This is a genomic window from Flavobacterium sp. UBA4197, assembly GCF_002379575.1.
Lineage (GTDB): Bacteria > Bacteroidota > Bacteroidia > Flavobacteriales > Flavobacteriaceae > Flavobacterium > Flavobacterium inviolabile.
In genome coordinates this window covers 247036-264692 of sequence record NZ_DFUB01000015.1, presented here as the reverse complement: position 1 = coordinate 264692, position 17657 = coordinate 247036, and the positions used below count along the sequence as shown (strand labels likewise).

Here is a 17657-nt window from a genome sequence, read left to right as displayed (position 1 = left end):
TTATTTTAAAATCACGTTTATACCCACATTCAGCGCTCCTCTTGAGTTCGTTACTTTAGAGAATTTATTCGTTTTATAGATTTCAGTCAAACCGGCCTGCTCATCATATTCAACAAATATTTTCAGCTTATCGGTAACCGGGATCTTAACCCCTATACCGAGATTCGCACCAAAGTCGGTTGTTTTAAAGAAATCTTTTACATCGTTTTTAAACCTTGTGTCTTTTGCGTTAACTAAAAAACCAACATAAGGTCCAAAATGCAGATACCAGTTTCTCTTCTTTCCAAAATGCCAGTTTGCCGTTACCGGAATGGTCAAATAGTCCAGATTAAAGTGGGTATTGTATATTACCGTTGCATGAACCGGATCGAAGGCATCATTCCCAAACAGCAGATAACCGTCATTCCATCCTTTTCTGTCATAGATCAATTTGGCTTTAACACTCCATCTATCCGAAAAGTAGTAATCTGCAGCTATACCGGCATTCCAGTTAAAACGGGCATCCGAAGTACCGTCTTTCCCTCCGATATAGGCATAATTCGCGCCGATATTTGCGCCAAATTCAACATCTCCTTTGCTCTGAGCGCCTGCATTAAAAACAAGACCAAAAACAGCAATTGCTGCAAATAATACTTTTTTCATTTTATTTTTTCAAAATTTCGGCAAAAATACTATTTAAAGCATACTTTGCAAAAAATTCACAAAATAGTATTACAAAAATCAGACAGCTTTTAAGGCTTCCACAAACAGGTCGATATCTTCTTTAGTATTGTCATGACCTAAGGAAATGCGAAGGCTCGGTTTTTTAATGGCTTCATCAGAAAGAATCTCTGCCAGTACATGGGAAGGCTTGATACTTCCGGATTGGCATGCACTTCCTCTGGAAACAGCAATTCCTTTCATATCGAGATTAAACAGTATCATCGCTGTTTTATCGTCCGAAAACGGCAGCAGCACATTCACAATATTATAAAATCCTTTTTCGCTTCCGTTTATTCCGGTTTCCGGAAAGGCTTCCTTTAACGCCGCTATCAGATAGTTTTTCAAATCAGTGATATGCTGTTGTTCTGCTTCAAGGTTTGCATACGAAAGTTCCAGGGCTTTTGCCATTCCGGCAATCTGATGAACAGCTTCCGTTCCGGCACGCAGTCCTTTTTCCTGTTCCCCGCCAAAAAACAAAGGCTGAATCCCGGTATTTTTCCGGATAAAAGCAAAACCGGCTCCTTTTGGTCCGTGGAATTTATGAGCGCTGCCAACAATAAAATCAACCGGCAGCGTTTGCAGATCGAACGCTGTTTTTCCTACCGACTGTACGGTATCGGAATGAAAATAGGCTCCGTATTGTTTGCAGATGCGTCCTGTCCGCTCCAGGTCAAGTACCGTTCCTATTTCGTTATTTACATGCATCAGGCTAACCAGCGTTTTTTTATCCTGCGCGAGTAAATCGCTCAGATGGGTATAATCGATCTCACCATTCGGCAAAATACTGACATAATCCACCGCAACAGCATATTCTTTTTGAACAGCTGCCACGGCATACAAAACTGCATGGTGTTCTATTTTAGAGGTGATAATCCGTGTTACTCCCAAATCCCTTACTGCCGAGCGGATAATCCAGTTATCGGCTTCCGTTCCGCAGGACGTAAAAATAATTTCCTGCGCATTGGCATTTAGCTGTTTTGCAATGGACTTCCGGGCTGTTTCCAGCAATACTTTGGCACTACGTCCAAAACTATGTGTCGAGGACGGATTCCCGTAATCTTCCGCTAAAACTTTTATCATTTCCTGAACCACTTCCGGTCTGACCGCCGTAGTAGCTGCATTATCCAGATAAACTTTTTTCATAACTAAATCTCTAAATGTTTTTTATTGCGCTTAAAAAGCAGTTTTTCATTAAAAACCACGATGGAAACCAAAATTAAGAAATAGGCGGTCAGCTGTAAAAGACTCACCTGTTCTTTAAAATAGAAAATCGCGAGCAGGAAATTGATGATCGGGTTGATATAGATCATGATTCCTACCGTTGCGGAACTTACTCCTTTGAGCGCATACAAATTTAAGAACAATGGTATAATGGTAAACAGCACTACGATAATGAGCAGGCAAATGTAAAACAAGCCTTCCGTTGGCAGTGCGCCGCTGTATTTCGGGTAAAACGGCAGCATGATACTTCCCGCTACCAGCAGCTGAATGTTCAGCAACAGAAATTTGTCTATTTCGCTGTTTTTTCGCTGGCTCACCAGATACAGGGCATAAGTAGCCGCCACGATCAGGCTGAAAAAGATATCCATAAAATGATTATAGGACAACAACACACAGCTGAAAACACTGATTCCTACCGCCGTCCACTGCCACTTACTCAACTTTTCTTTCAGTATAAAATAGGCAAAAACGGTGGTTAGGATCGGGCATACCATATAGGCAAACGAGGCCGCCTTTACACTAACGTGGTTCATCACAAAAATAAAAAAGAACCAGTTAGCCATTAGCAATATCGATCCGCCGAACGTCAGAAACAATATCTGCCGCTTGTGGTTGGGCAGCATATTTTTAAAGTCCGACCAATTCTGCTTTACAACATTACCGCGAAACACCACATTAACGACCGTCATTAAAATTACTCCGAGGAAAACACGGTAAAATAATATATCAAGCGACGGGTAATGATGAATGGGTTTTAATCCTAAACTGAAGAATCCCCAGATCAAAAAGGCTACAAAAGCAGCCAGGTAGTATTTTGTTGTTTTCATCAGAAAATAAAATTCGGAGCAAAGGTACTAATTTCCCCTGCTCCGAATTTTATTTTATCTTTTTCTTAATCTTTATTAATGGGCACCTTCAATTTCTATGGAATCCACGTCGATCTTTTGTTTCGCCAAAATGGATTTTACAATGATGGCGAAGAATGTCAGGTAGGCAAAGCAGATTACCGGGATAATATAGGAATTGTGAATCCCGATAATATCGGCCAGTTTTCCCTGGATCGGCGGAATGATCCCGCCTCCTAAAATCATCATGATTAAAAAGGCTGAACCCTGTGCGGTATATTTCCCTAATCCCATAATGGAAAGGCTGAAAATGGCCGGCCACATGATACTGCAGGCCAATCCTCCTGCCAGGAAAGCATAAATGGCGATCGTACCTTCCGTAAGCAATCCGGTTAGCATCGCTACTAATCCGATACAGCCGAAAATCATTAAGGTTCTTGCCGGTTTGTCTTTACTCAAAAAGAAAGCGGCAATCTGTACGAATACGCAAACCACATAATAATACAACGGCGACATATCTTTTTCTGCCAGCGTATTCACGCCGATAATAATGGAAAATGCAAGCAACGGCACAACAATGAGCGCCAGATTCTTTTTATTTTTACTCAGGTTAAAAACGCTGATGGCGCCTGCCCAGCGACCAATCATCAGGCTACCCCAATACATGGAAATATAAGGGGCAATTTCGGAAGACTGGTGCTTCCCGAATTCCGGCAGTTTTAACAATTCTCCCAGGTTACTCCCGATAGCCACTTCGACACCCACATAGGTAAAGATGGCCAGCATTCCTAAAACCAGCTGCGGATACTGCATGGCACCCCAGCCTTCACTACTTTTTTTGGCATTTCTTTTGGCCAGCAGCAATCCGCCTACAATCACAACCAGTGCTCCGGAAAGCCAGTACATTCTGGTTTTCTCCAAAGCCGATTTTAATTCATGGGCTTCCGTTTCTATGTTTTTAATAACACTTTCTGCCAGAGCAGCATTGTCATCAATCGAAATATTTGATTTTACGTTTTTAATTTCTTTTTCCAACGATTCAATTTTCAAAGCATCATCACTTTTGTAGCTATTGAAAACCGGGATAAACATCACCGCCAGAAGTACCGTCATGACAACCAGTGTACGGATCGCTTTGTTGGCTTTTTCCATCGGTTCGTCAGATATACCGGCCGGAACCTTTTTGGAAAAATAGAACAATGCCGCAGCCGCTAAAAATAAAAGCCCTACACAGATGTAAAGCACGATTACCTTGTCCAGTTCCAGATGTTTGATCTGATCGTCTGTAATTGACGCTGTAGTGCCAAATAAGGCCAATCCTACCACTATGGGACCGATAGTTGTTCCAAAGGAATTAATTCCTCCGCCCAGGTTCACCCTGCTTGCCCCTGTTTTCGGGTTGCCCAGTGAAATGGCAAAAGGGTTGGCTGCCGTTTGCTGCAATGAAAAGCCCAGCGCAACGATAAACAAGCCCACCAGCATTCCCAGATAGACATTACACTGTACCGCTATTATCATGGCTCCCGCTCCCAAAGCAGAGAACAATAATCCGTAGACAATACTCTTTTTATAACCCCAGTTCCCAACGATATCCTTTCCTTTTGAAGCACCAAAAATAAATAAGAGCAAAGCGCCCAGGTAATACGCCGTATAAAATGCAAAATCAATTAGCTGGGATTGGAACTGATCTAATGAAAAATAATTTTTACAAAAGGGAATAAAAATGCTGTTTCCAGCCGCTATAAAACCCCAGAAAAAAAATACCGTAATAAGGGTATAAAGAGCCGGATAATTGGTCTTAGTTGGTGATACTTCCATATATACAGGAACTTGGTTGGTTAGTTATTAGGATTTCAAATATAACAATTAAGTTGAATTTGATTCAATCCGCTTAGTAGTAAATGTAAAAAAAGTTACTTTTGTTACAAATTCTATGATAAAATGAAAAAAATATTTGGAGCATTTGTATGCCTGTTTTTATTGAACGGATGTGACGATGGCGATATCGTTGTTGAAACTTTTGATTTTGGTAGCAGCAGCATCCAGAAATGCAGCAACAGTACGGACACCCAGACCATTCTTACCAGGACCAACAAAAACCAGCTAATGCTGATCAATGTGGCGGCTTCTAATTTCAAGAACCAGGAAACTGTGGCCGGCACCCCGATAACCATTACCACAACCGGATCGGAAATCATATACCGTTCCTACAGTGACGATGTTACTTCTGCAGCGGTTTGTTCGACCATTCCTCCGGTAAGTCCGGTAGTAGCGGAAGAATACCGGGTGCTTCCCGGCGGTACAATCGAGATTGTAACAACCATGCTTCCGAATGTAAATGCGTCATCATTGGCAACAAGCGTTAGCTATAACCACCAGATAAAATTCAAGAACGTACAGTTTTCAAACGGAGCTTCCACGATCTCTTTCCAGGAATATCTTTTCGGCACCTATACCCCGACCACCAATACGCTTTCGTTCTCTTTCACCGATCCGACCATCAAGAACTGTACGGATAATAAGATCTTCCTGCAAAGCAGCAACCAGGCCTTATTATTGGATTTACCGGCAGCTTCCTATCCGAGTGAAGCAGGAACACAAACCATTACTTTAGACGGAACCAACAGGGCAATATACCGACTTTATACAGGAGGTGCTGCTGCCGATTATACTACCGATTTAATCTGCTCCGGTACTCCGGCAACTCCTATCGTGCTGAGTGAAGAATGGATCGCTAATGAAGGTACCGTTACCATAGTGACCACTGCTATTTTTGGAGTGGACAACACGACAATAATCGGTTACAAACACAATATCAAATTCACCAATATCCGATACAAAAAAGGAAGTCAGTCGTTCCTGCATCCGGAATATACCTTTGGTGACTACAGGACAAACTAAGACAAAAGTATTCTAATTATACTAAAAAGCCCAAACATGATGTTTGGGCTTTTTTATTGCTTAGCGGTTTGCGTTTTGCTTGAAATAAACTTCCGTTGCGCCTAATCCGTACTTCTGATAATCGGCATCCTGAAACACGATATTGTCGTATCGTCCCAAAAGAAAATCCAGTTCTGCTTTCAGGATTCCTTCGCCCACACCATGAATAAAAACGATCCGCGGTATCCTGTTTCGCATCGCAAATTCAATTTGTCTTTTTGCCGTTTCCGTCTGTAATGTCAGAATATCATAGTTCGACATTCCTCTTTTAGACGGCACCAGTTTTTCGATATGCAAATCGATTTCCAGTACAAAATCATCCTTCTTAGAACGCTTTTCCTTAACAAAAGAACGCTTTTTAGGCAGCTCTTTCTCCTTCAAAACGGCATCTAAAGTCTGACCTGAATTAAACACATCTAATTTACTGGAATTATTTATTTTAACCAATTCATTGACAAAATATGTCATCGTGAATCCGTCGGTAGTTTCCACTATAATCTGCTCTTTTTGGAATCCTACAACTACTCCGTTTATGTTGTCGTCGAGCACGGCAACCTGGTCTCCTATGTTAAACATCCTCTTCTTCTCTTTCCTGATTTTCACTTGGCACTTTAGCCATCAGCCGCATCATCCCGTAAAAGAAAATAACCACGGCTATAACCTGAATCCAGACATTGGGATGTGGCTGCGTTTGTTCGTACAGTCCCCAGCCTCCCATTCCAAACATTACTATTATAAAAATTGTTTTCATCGCTATTAGTTTACTTTTTCAAAAATAGGAAACTTTACAAACACCGCATCTCTTTTCGACCGAATATCTTCCGGCAGTCATTTTTCAAACAGCGACACCTTCCTATTCTTTTCAAAACAATACAAACAACATTCTATTTCATATTTCCGATACAGCCATAAAAAAAGGTCCGCTAAGCGGACCTTTATATTATTTTTCAAACTGTTTTAAAGTGTCTGTAATGATTCGGACACAGTCCAGCAGCTGCTCTTCATTCATGACCAAAGGCGGTGCAAAGCGAATGATATTTCCATGCGTTGGCTTAGCCAATAATCCATTATCGCGTAATGCCAAACAGATGTTCCAGGCGGTATCACTTTCTTCCGTATCGTTAATTACAATAGCGTTCAATAGCCCTTTTCCTCTTACCAAAGTACAGATGCTGCTTGTAGCAATATAGTCATTCATTTTAGCGCGGAACAGGTCTCCAAGTACCGCTGCATTTTCGGCAAGCTGTTCTTCTTCCACTACCGTTAAAGCGGCAATAGCAACAGCGGCTGCAATCGGGTTTCCACCAAAAGTAGATCCGTGTTGTCCCGGTTTGATCACATTCATGATCGCATCATTTGCCAATACTGCCGATACCGGATAGGCACCTCCGGAAAGGGCTTTTCCTAAAATCAGCACATCCGGTTTTACATTTTCATGTTCAACAGCCAGCAGTTTACCTGTACGGGCAATTCCGGTCTGAACCTCATCGGCAATAAACAATACATTATGCGCTTCACACAATGCTTTTGCTTTTGCAAGGTAACCTTCGGACGGTACATATACTCCTGCTTCCCCCTGAATAGGTTCTACAAGGAAGCCAGCAACGTTTTTAGTCGATTTTAAAGCGTTTTCCAGCGCAGTGATGTCATCGTAAGCAATTTTAATAAATCCTTCCGTATACGGCCCGAAATTCTTTCTGGCGTTTTCATCATTCGAAAAAGAGATAATCGTAGTGGTTCTTCCGTGAAAATTGTTCTCGCAAACAATTATCTGCGCTTCATTTTCGGCGATTCCTTTTTTCTCATAAGCCCATTTTCTCGTTAGCTTCAAAGCCGTTTCCACAGCTTCAGCCCCGGTATTCATAGGAAGCACTTTGTCGAAACCGAAATAACCGGTTACAAATTTCTCGTAAGCACCTAATTTATCATTATAAAATGCTCTTGACGTTAACGCCAGCGTTTGCGCCTGCTCTGTCATGGCACTGATAATTTTAGGATGGCAGTGTCCCTGATTAACCGCAGAATATGCCGATAAAAAATCGTAATATTTTTTACCTTCAACATCCCACACAAAAACACCTTCTCCTCTGTTTAACACTACCGGAAGCGGGTGGTAGTTGTGCGCTCCGTGTTTATCTTCCAAAGCAATCGCTTCGGCTGAACTCATTTTTTCTATAACTGACATTTTCAATTTAGTTTGTTTGCTATATCTTACATTCCTTCTTTTTCAGGAGAGAAATCATCCTATAGAGTTGTGCAATTTACTAATTCTATTTTAAAAAAGTAACACAAAACAGAATCTTTAATGTGTAATTATAACAATTCAATCGTTTATTTGTGTTTTTTATAACAAATAAACGATTGCTAAAACGGCGTTTGAAATATCATAGAAATGCTGTCCGTTTACATCATCACCTCATCGGCACTTGGTCCGTAACTTCCCGGAATAGGAATATTCAGCAGGCGAAGATAAACTCCCAACTGGGCACGATGGTGTACAATCTGGCTGTAGCTCATCCGGATTACTTCATATTTGGAAGAAGTACTGTAAATCTGATCGCCGTTTCGCAGGGTCCATTCTTCCCAGAATTCTTCTTCATCTGTTGCCACCAGCGACTGCTCTCCTTCTTTCAAGGATTTTTCAAAAAACGCCAGTAGCTCTTCCGTATTTTTAACATCCTGGGATTCATACGGATTGTTCGCAAAATCAAGTTCGTTGGTGTTCAGCACCATGTTTACCCATGCCGGAAGTTCGGCTATATGGGCAGCCAGTACTTTCATTTTCATACTTTTCGGATGTGGCTGCCAGTCCAGTTTTTCTGTTGGCACACAGGATAACATTTTTCTGGTTGTTGCCGCTTCCTGCGCCATTTCGTCTTGTAATAACGTGATTAGTTTCATGATTGTTTTGCTTTTATTGTTTAACAATACAAAGGAACAACCGTGTTGTGACAACAGTGTGTCAGTAGATTTTTAAGAAATTATTTTTTTTGAAGAATTTTTTCGGCAAGCTCTATAATCCGTTCATTCAGCGATGCCGGTTCCATGATTTCGGCATAATCGGCAAACATAATATACCAGCGGGCAAAGCCTTCATACAGCGAATCGGTTAAAAAAGTCATCTCTATTTCATTTCCTTTTATAACCTCACTGACAAAACCGTAATAGTGTTTTCGTTCCTGCAGGTACATGGCAATGTTTTTATCGACTTTTATAATTACCCGTTCCCTTCTGAAGTTGAGATCCTGTTTTTTCTGTTCCTGGTATTTTTGAAGCGAAGCGTGTTCCATACGGAATATTTCTTCTGTCAGGAAAATATCCACCATTCTGTCGGCTCTGAAATGGCGGTAAGCATTCCGGTAATGGCAATATCCCACCGTATACCAGTATTCATTTTCATAATAAATCCCGATGGGTTCCATCAGCCTTTCCGTATTTTCTTCGTTTCCGAAAGCCCGGTACGTCATTTTTACAATCCGCTTTTCCGATATGGCTTTCAGCAGCACATCCAGGCTGTTGCCGGGTGCCGTATTATTCTTTTTCTTTTCCCGGACATGAATGTGACGCTCCAAACCTTCAACCAGTTCCTTTTCACTTCCTCTTAAAACGGATTTGATTTTATACATCGCCGACTGAAAATTGTTCTGAACTGCCGAATCGGAAAGTTTTTCCATTAGTTTCTCTGCCGTTATAAAAGCCATTGCTTCCTCCTGCGTGAACATGACCGGAGGCAAGCGGTAACCGTCCACAATGGAATAGCCCACACCGGCTTCCCCATATAACGGTACTCCGGCTTCTTCCAGTGTCCGGATATCCCTGTACACCGTTCTTAAGCTAATATCAAATCTATCGGCAAGATCCTGAGCCTTTACAACTTTCCTGGATTGCAGCTGGATTAAAATCGCGGTAATACGGTCAAAACGGTTCATAACAACACTTTAGTTGTCAAAAATAAAACAAAGAAAGCCGACAGCAAATTTTTATTTTAAGAATCATCCGGCAGGTTCCTCCTGCACCACCGCTAACACTCCTTTCACAATTTATTAACAAAAATTTACTTCATAAAAAGCAATAGTAACATTTTGAGAATATTTCGATGTATTTATGCTAACACAGCATGTTTAAGTTTGCCGGGTCTAACACAAAAACAAAAACACATGAAAATTAACAAAAGTATCCTGAGCCTTGCCGTGCTTACAGCCATGCTGTCGTGCAACTCAGACGATGAAACAACAAACGATACGGGCAGCAACACTTCCCCTATTGAGTTAAAGAATTATTCCATTACTCCGGCGCTTATTAAAAACATGCCGGGCTTCCCTTCCTTACAGACATTTGCTCTTTTTTCAAGCGAAGATACGTTTATCAACACTCCCGGTTATGTTTTCGGAGGTTCTGCAGACGGTTCCGGTTTATTTAAAAACAGCGACGGTACCTTTACATTCCTGGTAAACAACGAAGATAACTTTGCCGTTTCCAAAATCACGTTCGACAATCATTTCAAACCGGTAGCCGGAGAGTATGTCTTGAATTCCAACGGTGCCGGAAACAGATTGTGTTCTGCTTCACTGGCAACTCCTGAAATCCACGGATTCGGACCTTTATTCTTAACAGCCGGAGAAAGCGGTGCCGAATCGCAAATCATCGGGATCACTCCTTTTGACACAAAGGCAAACAACAGCACACCAAGACCTTTAGCTGCTTTGGGAAGATGGAGTTCCGAAAATGCCGTTCCGTTACCTAAAACTGCCTATTCCGGGCAAACCGTTATTTTAATCGGGGATGACGATTCCGGAACTTACGGCGGTCAGTTTGTGATGTATAAAAGTACTACCGGAGATCTAAACAACGGAAAAGTATATGTTATGAAAAGAACGGATGAGAATATGGTGGAAAGAAACATGACCGAAGGCAACTCTTATGCCGTACAGTTTGTTGAAGTTCCGAATGCCAAAACAAATACCGGCGACCAGAACAACATCCTTTCCCAAACACTGAAAGCCATTCCTTTCGGACGTGTGGAAGATATTGATTACAGAAAAGAAGCCGGAAAAGAGCGTGAAGTATATTTCAACGTTACCGGACAGGATAATTCCGGTGCAAATGCCGATTATTCAAGATCCAAATACGGTCGTGTTTACAAATTGGTTTTAGACCAGAACAACCCGTTAGCAGGTCAGCTGACTTTGGTTTTAGACGGTGACAACAGACAGGGAAAAGCCAAAAAATTCCAGAATGTGGATAACATCTGCGTTACTAAAAACTTTGTGTACCTACAGGAGGATTCAAACGGTTATGGCGATGAGACCCACGATGCCTACATTTATCAGTACAACATTGCTACCGGTGAGTTAAAAGAAGTATTCGAACTGGATCACAAACGCAACGACCCGACGAACAAATACCTTAGTGCCAGCTCGGCTTTGGGTTCGTGGGAATACGGTGCTTTAGTTGATGTTTCCGATGTTATCGGGATTCCGGACACTTTTATGCTAAGCATCCAGACACACAGCTGGAAAAAAGATGCTTTTAAAGGTGTAGACGGCGGAACGGTTCGTCCGAATGAAAATCAGGGCAGTCAGGTAATCTTAATTAAAGGCCTACCAAGATAATCACTACAATTTTTATATAAAAAACATTAGGAATGCAGACCCGTTTTGCATTCCTAATTTCAATTATACCATTATGAGAAATTTGCTTATTCTTATTAACCTGCTCTTCCTTTTTACCGCCTGCAACAATTCGACGCCGAAACCGCTCACTGCCACCGAAAAAACGCAGCATTTTTTAAAAACACAGTATGCTGTTTTTGCCACCGATGTAAAAGCACTTCAAAACCTGGTACTCAAAAACAGCAGCGCTAACGCCTTAAAAAAGCAATTCAAAAAAGCCCGTCTGAGCTATAAAAACGTGGAAAGCCTGGTAACTTTCTATTATCCGGAAGCTTCCAAAACAATAAACGGGGCGGCGATTGATAAAAACGACGTACACGAAACCAGCAGAAAGGTAGAAGAAGCCACCGGTTTCCAGAAAGTAGAAGAAGAGCTGTTTACAGACGCCATCAACAAACCGGAACTTCAGAAACAAATCGGGATCCTGAACGGAATTGTTCAGTCGCTTAAGGATGATTTTTCCAATTTAGAGCTAACCGACAGCAATGTTTTTGAAGCCCAGAAATTACAGCTGCTCCGCATGATGAGTCTGGGAATCACCGGATTCGATTCGCCGGTTGCCTTCCATTCGTTACCGGAAACCAAAGCAACACTGCAAAGTATTCATGCCATAATGGCCTTGTACACCAACAGTACGCAGCTGGACAGCATTATCGCAAAAAGCACAGCCTATATTGACCAAAACACAGATTTTAATCTTTTTGACAGGGCTACTTTTATTGTAACGTACTGCATTCCGGTTTCGAAAGAGATCCATACCATCCAGAAACAGCTGCAAATCAAGAACAATCCTACTCCAACGGCTCTCAATTTTAACAATCCTACCGTTTTTGATGAAGGCGCTTTTGACGTCAACTTCTTTGCCCCGGCATCCAACAAAAATCCTTCCGATGCCCAGAAAGATTTAGGAAAACAGTTGTTTTTTGATCCTATATTAAGCGGTAACAATAAAGTTTCCTGTGCCAGCTGCCATATTCCGGATCAGGCTTATGCCGATCATAAAACAAAAGCCGTGGAAAGCAATTCCCTTTCCCGGAACACGCCTACCTTATTACAATCGGCTTACCAGAATGTACTTTTCCTGGACGGCCGCGTTACCTATCTGGAAGATCAGGCAAGGAATGTAATCAACAACAAGGATGAAATGCATGGCAGTTTTGCCAATGCCCTGGCGAAAGTAAAGAACAGTACGGTTTACCAATCCGGGTTTAAAAAAGTATTTCCGGAAACTACTGAAATCAGCGAGCAGAATCTCTTAAGATCGTTAGCGTCCTATGTTCGTTCCTTATCGAAACTGGATGCTAAATTTGACAACTACCTGAGAGGAAAAGCAACCTTAACCACAAGCGAGAAAAACGGTTTTAATCTTTATATGGGAAAAGCAAAATGTGCTACCTGCCATTTCTTTCCTTTATTCAACGGAAGTGTTCCTCCTTTTTATAATGAAACAGAAAGTGAAGTTCTGGGTGTCCCGTCGAGAAACGTTACGGCAAACGCTGTAATCGATCCGGATATGGGAGAATTCCTGATCACGAAAGCACCGTTAAAAAAGTATGCTTTTAAAACGCCTACTGTACGGAATGCAGCGATCACATTTCCTTATATGCACAATGGTGTGTACAACACACTGGAAGAAGTAATTGATTTTTATAACCGGGGCGGTGGTGCCGGAATTGGCATTACTGTTGACAACCAGACCCTGCCACCGGATGAATTGCATTTAACGAAAGAAGAGATTAAAGACCTGACCGCTTTCCTGAAAACGTTAAACAATCCGCTAACGCCCCGGAAGCATTAACCTTTTCTGGCTTCAAAAAGTGCCACCAGTTTGGTAACGGTATTCCAGTTTCTTGAGGTTGCCGTTACTTTTAACCGGTTTTCAATCCAGTTATTGGTCATTTTGGAATTACCGGCATTATTGTGATAGCATAGGTACAGCGCGCGGTCGCCCATTGTAAACGTATCGGGATGTACGAAAGAGGCATCCAGTTTTCCAACATTTTCTTGTTGCGGCACTTCCGATAAAAAAGCAACATACAGTTGTTTTAATCCGATAGCTGCATCGGCCAAAAACGGATTATTCGTAAAAACCTTTTTCAATCCAGCTTCCGATATAGCCACAACCGTAACCTGAAAACCGTATTTATCCAACAGCAGCGCTGCCACCTGTTGCTCTACCACATTCGGATCGGCTTCGGCAGTGGTTACAAAAACATTACCACTCTGTATATAGGTCTGTACATTCTGAAAACCATTATCCGTGAGGTGGTTTCGCAGCTCTTCCATTTTGATAAGCTTCTGCCCGGAAACATTGATCCCTCTGAGTAAAACTAAATGATTATACATGCTGGCTTCTTTTTTTGAGAATTAAGGTAAAACGGGAACCTTTATCGATTCCTAAGCTTTCGGCATAAATGGTACCGCCATTGCGTTCGATTATTTTTTTGCACAAATATAGTCCGATACCAGTGGATGATTCTTTTTGGGTCCCCACACGCGCCTGTTTGGTGAATTTATGAAACAATTCGTCTTTTTTAGCCGGTTCAAATCCCATTCCGTTGTCGACAACCACAAAAACAACACTGTCGTTTTCTTCCATGACCGTTAAATAGATCTCGGAATCCGGATAGGAAAATTTAATGGCATTATCCACCAGGTTTATCAACACCCGCTGCAGGTATTCTTCTTTTATCAGCAAAGCCACCGCATCCGTTTCATTATTAATGATCAGGTGGATTCTTTTATTGTCCAGTTTCTGATTCAGTACTTTCCCAACAAGCTGTAAAATTTCATCCAGCTCATATTCGTGTAATTCCAGCGTGGATCTGGAAATCAGCTCTTCTTCTTTCAGTAATAGTATAAAGCTTTCCAGAAACTCAAACTGATGGGTGGTCGATTCCAGGATCAGTTCGGCATAGCCCCTTACTTTCTCCGAAGGTTCTTCTTCCAGTATAAACTTTGATAAAAACTGCGGTGTGGTGGCAAAATTCCTCAGATCGTGTGAAAGCAGGTAAATCAGATCCTTTTTTTCATTCAGCAAATCTTCATTTTCGTTAATCCGCATTTGCAGATTGCTTAGCAGCAGTCCTACTTCATCGGTATATTTTGTGGGCAATGACGGAATAACACCTTTTTCACTGTAGTCCAAAAGTGATTTCGAAGCGATTTCTATAGGGGTAACCAATTTTTTCAGTATCCATAAGGTGGCTCCGGTTGCCAGTAAGGTTAATATTAGTGTAACGCTAAAAACGGTTATTACCGAGATGTCTTTAGGACCGAAAAGAATATAAACGACGATACCAATCAGCGGAATATGAATCCCGAGAAAGGCTATAAAAAGGAATTTTAAGGCATAGCTTTTCCTTAAAAAGGGTATCTTAGATAATCGCGTATACAATCTCATTTTATACCTTAATATATTAGGAGGTTTACCACTCAAATGTAAGTAATCTTATTCATACAAGATAATCCCTTTGATAAAAAAATATAGTTTTATACTTTTCAAAACACAACAATCCTTATTTTTGCCGTATGGGAAGAAAAAGAACAGACAAAATCGTTTTTGATACAGTAAAAGTCCTTGATGCAGGTGCAAAAGGCGTTTCGGTTGCGAAAGCTCCCGATGGAAAAGTAATTTTTATTCCAAATGTTGTTCCGGGTGACGTTGTTGATGTACAGACATTCAAAAAACGTAAATCCTATTATGAGGGAAAAGCCATAAACTTTCACGAATATTCCGAACACCGTGTGGAACCTGTTTGTGAGCATTTTGGTGCTTGCGGTGGTTGCAAATGGCAGAATATGAACTATGACCGCCAGTTGTTCTACAAAAATCAGGAAGTTTATAATAATTTGAAAAGAATCGGAAAAATTGAGTTACCCGATTTCGAGCCGATATTAGGTTCGGAAAAGCAGTTTTTCTACCGTAATAAAATGGAGTTCTCCTTTTCCAATTCCCGTTGGTTAACGGAAAAAGAGATTCAGAGTGAAGAAGACTACAGCAATCAGAATGCTTTGGGCTTCCATATTCCGAAAATGTGGGATAAAATCCTGGACATCAGCAAATGTCATTTACAGGAAGATCCTTCCAATGCCATCCGTAATGAAATCAGGCAATTTGCCAACGAGCACAACATGCCGTTTTTCAATCCCCGAAATCACGACGGGCTATTGCGTACGCTGATGATCCGTACCGCTTCGACGGGTGAGATCATGGTATTGGTACAGTTTTTTGAAGAAGACCAGGCACAGCGCGAGTTGTTGTTGAACTTCCTTGCCGAACGTTTTCCGGAAATTACTTCCTTACAGTATGTGATCAACAGTAAAGCCAACGACACTTTATACGACCAGCATATCATCCTTTATAAAGGAAGGGATTATATCCTGGAAGAAATGGAAGGGTTAAAATTCAGCATCAATGCGAAATCCTTTTACCAGACCAATTCCGATCAGGCATACGAGCTATACAAGATTACCCGTGAGTTTGCCGGACTAACCGGAAACGAACTGGTATATGATTTATATACCGGAACCGGAACCATTGCACAGTTTGTTTCCAGACAGGCCCGAAAAGTAATTGGTGTGGAAGCCGTTCCGGAAGCCATTGCCGATGCTAAGGAAAATGCCAAACGCAACGAAATTACGAATTGTGATTTCTTTGTGGGCGATATGAAAGTTGTTTTCAACGAAACCTTTATTGCTACACACGGAAAACCGGATGTGATTATCACCGATCCGCCTCGTGACGGTATGCATAAAGATGTGGTGGAGCAAATTTTAAAAATCGCACCGGACAAAGTGGTTTACGTGAGCTGTAACTCGGCTACACAAGCCCGTGACCTGGCTTTAATGGATGAAATGTATATGGTTACCCGTGTTCGTCCGGTTGATATGTTCCCACAAACGCACCATGTGGAAAATGTAGTACTTTTGGAAAAACGTTAATCAATTTTTGATGAAAAAAATTAAAACATTATTAGTTGCTTTTATCATCGCAAATGCTTTCTGGAGCTGCGAAAAGGATGATATCTGTGCCGATGGAACACCAACGACACCGAGCGTTGTAATTGAATTTTATGATAAAAACGATCCTACTGTTTTAAAAAGCGTTACCAACCTGAGAGTAATAGCCGATGGTATGACGGAACCGATAATCTTTAATGCTACCGGAAACGAAGATACAAAGTATCTGACCACTGCCAATAAGATCAAGATTCCGCTAAAGACAACCGAGGATATTACGTCCTATCATTTTACCCAGAATGCGGCCAATCCCGCTATAAGCAATGAAGACCACATGGTTTTTAATTATTCCAGAACCGACCAGTATGTATCGAGAGCCTGCGGATATAAAACCACGTTCAAGCTGGCCCCTAATAATCCGGTAATTCCGGAAGGAGACACCGACAAATGGATCTCCAATATCGTAACTGTACAATCTAATATTGAAAACCCAAATGAGACACACCTTAAAATATATTTTTAGTATTCTTTTTGTGTGGACCTCACTGGCATCATTTGCACAGGATTCCATCCCTAAAAAAACGGAGCGTTACGGTATTCGTGTGGGAGCCGATTTAAACAGGCTGGCCCGCTCTTTTTACCAAAAAGACTACCGGGGTTTTGAGATTGTGGGCGATTACCGTTTGTCAAAAAAGATATTCCTTGCCGGCGAAATCGGAAATGAAGACCGTACGGAAGCCGAAAGTCAGTTGAATTATACCACTAAAGGCAGTTATTTTAAAGTTGGTTTCGATTTTAATGCCTATGAGAACTGGCTGGATATGGAAAACATGATCTATGCAGGGGTGCGTTATAGTGTGAGTACTTTTAGCCAGGAATTAAACACCTATGCTATTTATGACACCAATCCTTATTTCGGACAAACCATAGTAACACCGGGGCAGAAGTTTGACGGCCTGACGGCACATTGGCTGGAAGTGGTTGCCGGTGTTAAAGCCGAAATCTTTGATAACCTGTTTTTAGGTTTCAGCGTCCGACTGAACTATTTAGCATCAAACAAAAAACCGGAAGGATTCGACAACCTTTATATTCCCGGATTTAACCGAACCTATGAAGGGAATTTCGGCGCCGGATTTAATTATACCGTTTCCTATTTTATACCGCTGTATAAAACGGCGAAGAAAACTGCGGAAACGAAAAAGAAATAATACAGCGTTTACAGTACAGATGATACTAAAAAGGGGAATGGTAATACATTCCCCTTTTTTAGATCAAAATCTCTGAACAGTTACCTCATCTACCTGCTACACCAATA

17 protein-coding genes are annotated in these 17657 nt (G+C 41.4%); 6 read left to right on the top strand and 11 right to left on the bottom strand.

Translation table 11 applies throughout. From position 1 onward, the window contains the following. The 4 genes from B3394_RS08670 to B3394_RS08655 all read right to left on the bottom strand — a co-directional run bounded on the left by B3394_RS08670 (position 1) and on the right by B3394_RS08655 (position 4586). Positions 1–642: a porin family protein gene (locus B3394_RS08670; protein ID WP_286915258.1), complete on the bottom strand. Its 642-nt coding sequence runs from the start codon at positions 640–642 to the stop codon at positions 1–3. 78 nt (positions 643–720) lie between these two features. Next, a complete protein-coding gene (locus tag B3394_RS08665) occupies positions 721–1845 on the bottom strand; it encodes a cysteine desulfurase family protein (protein ID WP_286915249.1) in 1125 nt (374 codons plus the stop codon). A gap of 2 nt (positions 1846–1847) precedes the next feature. Beyond that, entirely contained in the window at positions 1848–2750 is a 903-nt protein-coding gene (locus B3394_RS08660) for an EamA family transporter (protein ID WP_286915242.1), read from the bottom strand. Positions 2751–2825: 75 nt separating this feature from the next. Further along, positions 2826–4586, bottom strand: coding sequence for an MFS transporter (locus B3394_RS08655; RefSeq protein WP_273243720.1), 1761 nt, complete (start codon positions 4584–4586; stop codon positions 2826–2828). Positions 4587–4709: 123 nt separating this feature from the next. Between B3394_RS08655 and B3394_RS08650 the strand changes: the two genes are divergently transcribed. Then, entirely contained in the window at positions 4710–5669 is a 960-nt protein-coding gene (locus B3394_RS08650) for a hypothetical protein (RefSeq protein WP_273243721.1), read from the top strand. Between the two features lie 60 nt (positions 5670–5729). Here the strand turns inward: B3394_RS08650 and B3394_RS08645 are convergent, their stop codons facing one another. From B3394_RS08645 to B3394_RS08625, 5 genes are all read right to left on the bottom strand, one after another. Continuing rightward, positions 5730–6284, bottom strand: coding sequence for a Smr/MutS family protein (locus B3394_RS08645; protein ID WP_286915239.1), 555 nt, complete (start codon positions 6282–6284; stop codon positions 5730–5732). Further along, positions 6277–6459, bottom strand: coding sequence for a hypothetical protein (locus tag B3394_RS08640; protein ID WP_177735673.1), 183 nt, complete (start codon positions 6457–6459; stop codon positions 6277–6279). Before B3394_RS08640 ends, B3394_RS08645 begins: the two co-directional genes overlap by 8 nt. A 189-nt stretch (positions 6460–6648) precedes the next feature. Further along, complete coding sequence (gene rocD, locus B3394_RS08635) at positions 6649–7893, bottom strand: ornithine--oxo-acid transaminase (RefSeq protein WP_177735675.1); 1245 nt, start codon at positions 7891–7893, stop codon at positions 6649–6651. A 218-nt stretch (positions 7894–8111) separates the two neighbouring features. Then, on the bottom strand, positions 8112–8609 hold the full coding sequence (locus B3394_RS08630) for a DinB family protein (RefSeq protein WP_286915230.1): 498 nt from the start codon (positions 8607–8609) through the stop codon (positions 8112–8114). 80 nt (positions 8610–8689) lie between these two features. Further along, complete coding sequence (locus tag B3394_RS08625) at positions 8690–9637, bottom strand: helix-turn-helix transcriptional regulator (protein WP_273243728.1); 948 nt, start codon at positions 9635–9637, stop codon at positions 8690–8692. A 228-nt stretch (positions 9638–9865) separates the two neighbouring features. Between B3394_RS08625 and B3394_RS08620 the strand changes: the two genes are divergently transcribed. Together B3394_RS08620 and B3394_RS08615 are read left to right on the top strand one after the other, a co-directional pair. Continuing rightward, the gene (locus B3394_RS08620) at positions 9866–11320 is read left to right on the top strand and encodes an alkaline phosphatase PhoX (protein WP_273243730.1); all 1455 of its coding nucleotides are present in this window, start codon (positions 9866–9868) and stop codon (positions 11318–11320) included. Between the two features lie 73 nt (positions 11321–11393). Further along, positions 11394–13178 (top strand): cytochrome-c peroxidase, encoded by a 1785-nt coding sequence (locus B3394_RS08615; RefSeq protein WP_286915228.1) that lies wholly within the window; start codon positions 11394–11396, stop codon positions 13176–13178. Here the strand turns inward: B3394_RS08615 and B3394_RS08610 are convergent. Then, on the bottom strand, positions 13175–13726 hold the full coding sequence (locus tag B3394_RS08610; RefSeq protein ID WP_273243734.1) for a DUF1697 domain-containing protein: 552 nt from the start codon (positions 13724–13726) through the stop codon (positions 13175–13177). The genes B3394_RS08615 and B3394_RS08610 overlap by 4 nt on opposite strands. Continuing rightward, entirely contained in the window at positions 13719–14783 is a 1065-nt protein-coding gene (locus B3394_RS08605) for a sensor histidine kinase (RefSeq protein WP_177735688.1), read from the bottom strand. Before B3394_RS08605 ends, B3394_RS08610 begins: the two co-directional genes overlap by 8 nt. 128 nt (positions 14784–14911) lie before the next feature. Between B3394_RS08605 and rlmD the strand changes: the two genes are divergently transcribed. The 3 genes from rlmD to B3394_RS08590 are packed head-to-tail and all read left to right on the top strand — an operon-like array spanning position 14912 to position 17550. Further along, complete coding sequence (gene rlmD, locus B3394_RS08600) at positions 14912–16324, top strand: 23S rRNA (uracil(1939)-C(5))-methyltransferase RlmD (RefSeq protein WP_286915225.1); 1413 nt, start codon at positions 14912–14914, stop codon at positions 16322–16324. 10 nt (positions 16325–16334) lie between these two features. Continuing rightward, positions 16335–16865 carry a DUF6452 family protein gene (locus B3394_RS08595; protein WP_273243740.1) on the top strand — a complete coding sequence of 177 codons (531 nt, stop codon included), beginning with the start codon at positions 16335–16337 and terminating at the stop codon, positions 16863–16865. Next, the gene (locus B3394_RS08590; protein ID WP_273243742.1) at positions 16837–17550 is read left to right on the top strand and encodes a DUF6048 family protein; all 714 of its coding nucleotides are present in this window, start codon (positions 16837–16839) and stop codon (positions 17548–17550) included. Before B3394_RS08595 ends, B3394_RS08590 begins: the two co-directional genes overlap by 29 nt. Positions 17551–17657 lie beyond the last annotated feature (107 nt).

What these genes read in the sequence shown, in the direction of transcription:
- B3394_RS08670 (WP_286915258.1), bottom strand. Translation starts at nt 642, where the DNA reads ATGAAAAAAGTATTATTTGCAGCAATTGCTGTTTTTGGTCTTGTTTTT.
- B3394_RS08665 (WP_286915249.1), bottom strand. Translation starts at nt 1,845, where the DNA reads ATGAAAAAAGTTTATCTGGATAATGCAGCTACTACGGCGGTCAGACCG.
- B3394_RS08660 (WP_286915242.1), bottom strand. Translation starts at nt 2,750, where the DNA reads ATGAAAACAACAAAATACTACCTGGCTGCTTTTGTAGCCTTTTTGATC.
- B3394_RS08655 (WP_273243720.1), bottom strand. Translation starts at nt 4,586, where the DNA reads ATGGAAGTATCACCAACTAAGACCAATTATCCGGCTCTTTATACCCTT.
- B3394_RS08650 (WP_273243721.1), top strand. Translation starts at nt 4,710, where the DNA reads ATGAAAAAAATATTTGGAGCATTTGTATGCCTGTTTTTATTGAACGGA.
- B3394_RS08645 (WP_286915239.1), bottom strand. Translation starts at nt 6,284, where the DNA reads ATGTTTAACATAGGAGACCAGGTTGCCGTGCTCGACGACAACATAAAC.
- B3394_RS08640 (WP_177735673.1), bottom strand. Translation starts at nt 6,459, where the DNA reads ATGAAAACAATTTTTATAATAGTAATGTTTGGAATGGGAGGCTGGGGA.
- rocD (WP_177735675.1), bottom strand. Translation starts at nt 7,893, where the DNA reads ATGTCAGTTATAGAAAAAATGAGTTCAGCCGAAGCGATTGCTTTGGAA.
- B3394_RS08630 (WP_286915230.1), bottom strand. Translation starts at nt 8,609, where the DNA reads ATGAAACTAATCACGTTATTACAAGACGAAATGGCGCAGGAAGCGGCA.
- B3394_RS08625 (WP_273243728.1), bottom strand. Translation starts at nt 9,637, where the DNA reads ATGAACCGTTTTGACCGTATTACCGCGATTTTAATCCAGCTGCAATCC.
- B3394_RS08620 (WP_273243730.1), top strand. Translation starts at nt 9,866, where the DNA reads ATGAAAATTAACAAAAGTATCCTGAGCCTTGCCGTGCTTACAGCCATG.
- B3394_RS08615 (WP_286915228.1), top strand. Translation starts at nt 11,394, where the DNA reads ATGAGAAATTTGCTTATTCTTATTAACCTGCTCTTCCTTTTTACCGCC.
- B3394_RS08610 (WP_273243734.1), bottom strand. Translation starts at nt 13,726, where the DNA reads ATGTATAATCATTTAGTTTTACTCAGAGGGATCAATGTTTCCGGGCAG.
- B3394_RS08605 (WP_177735688.1), bottom strand. Translation starts at nt 14,783, where the DNA reads ATGAGATTGTATACGCGATTATCTAAGATACCCTTTTTAAGGAAAAGC.
- rlmD (WP_286915225.1), top strand. Translation starts at nt 14,912, where the DNA reads ATGGGAAGAAAAAGAACAGACAAAATCGTTTTTGATACAGTAAAAGTC.
- B3394_RS08595 (WP_273243740.1), top strand. Translation starts at nt 16,335, where the DNA reads ATGAAAAAAATTAAAACATTATTAGTTGCTTTTATCATCGCAAATGCT.
- B3394_RS08590 (WP_273243742.1), top strand. Translation starts at nt 16,837, where the DNA reads ATGAGACACACCTTAAAATATATTTTTAGTATTCTTTTTGTGTGGACC.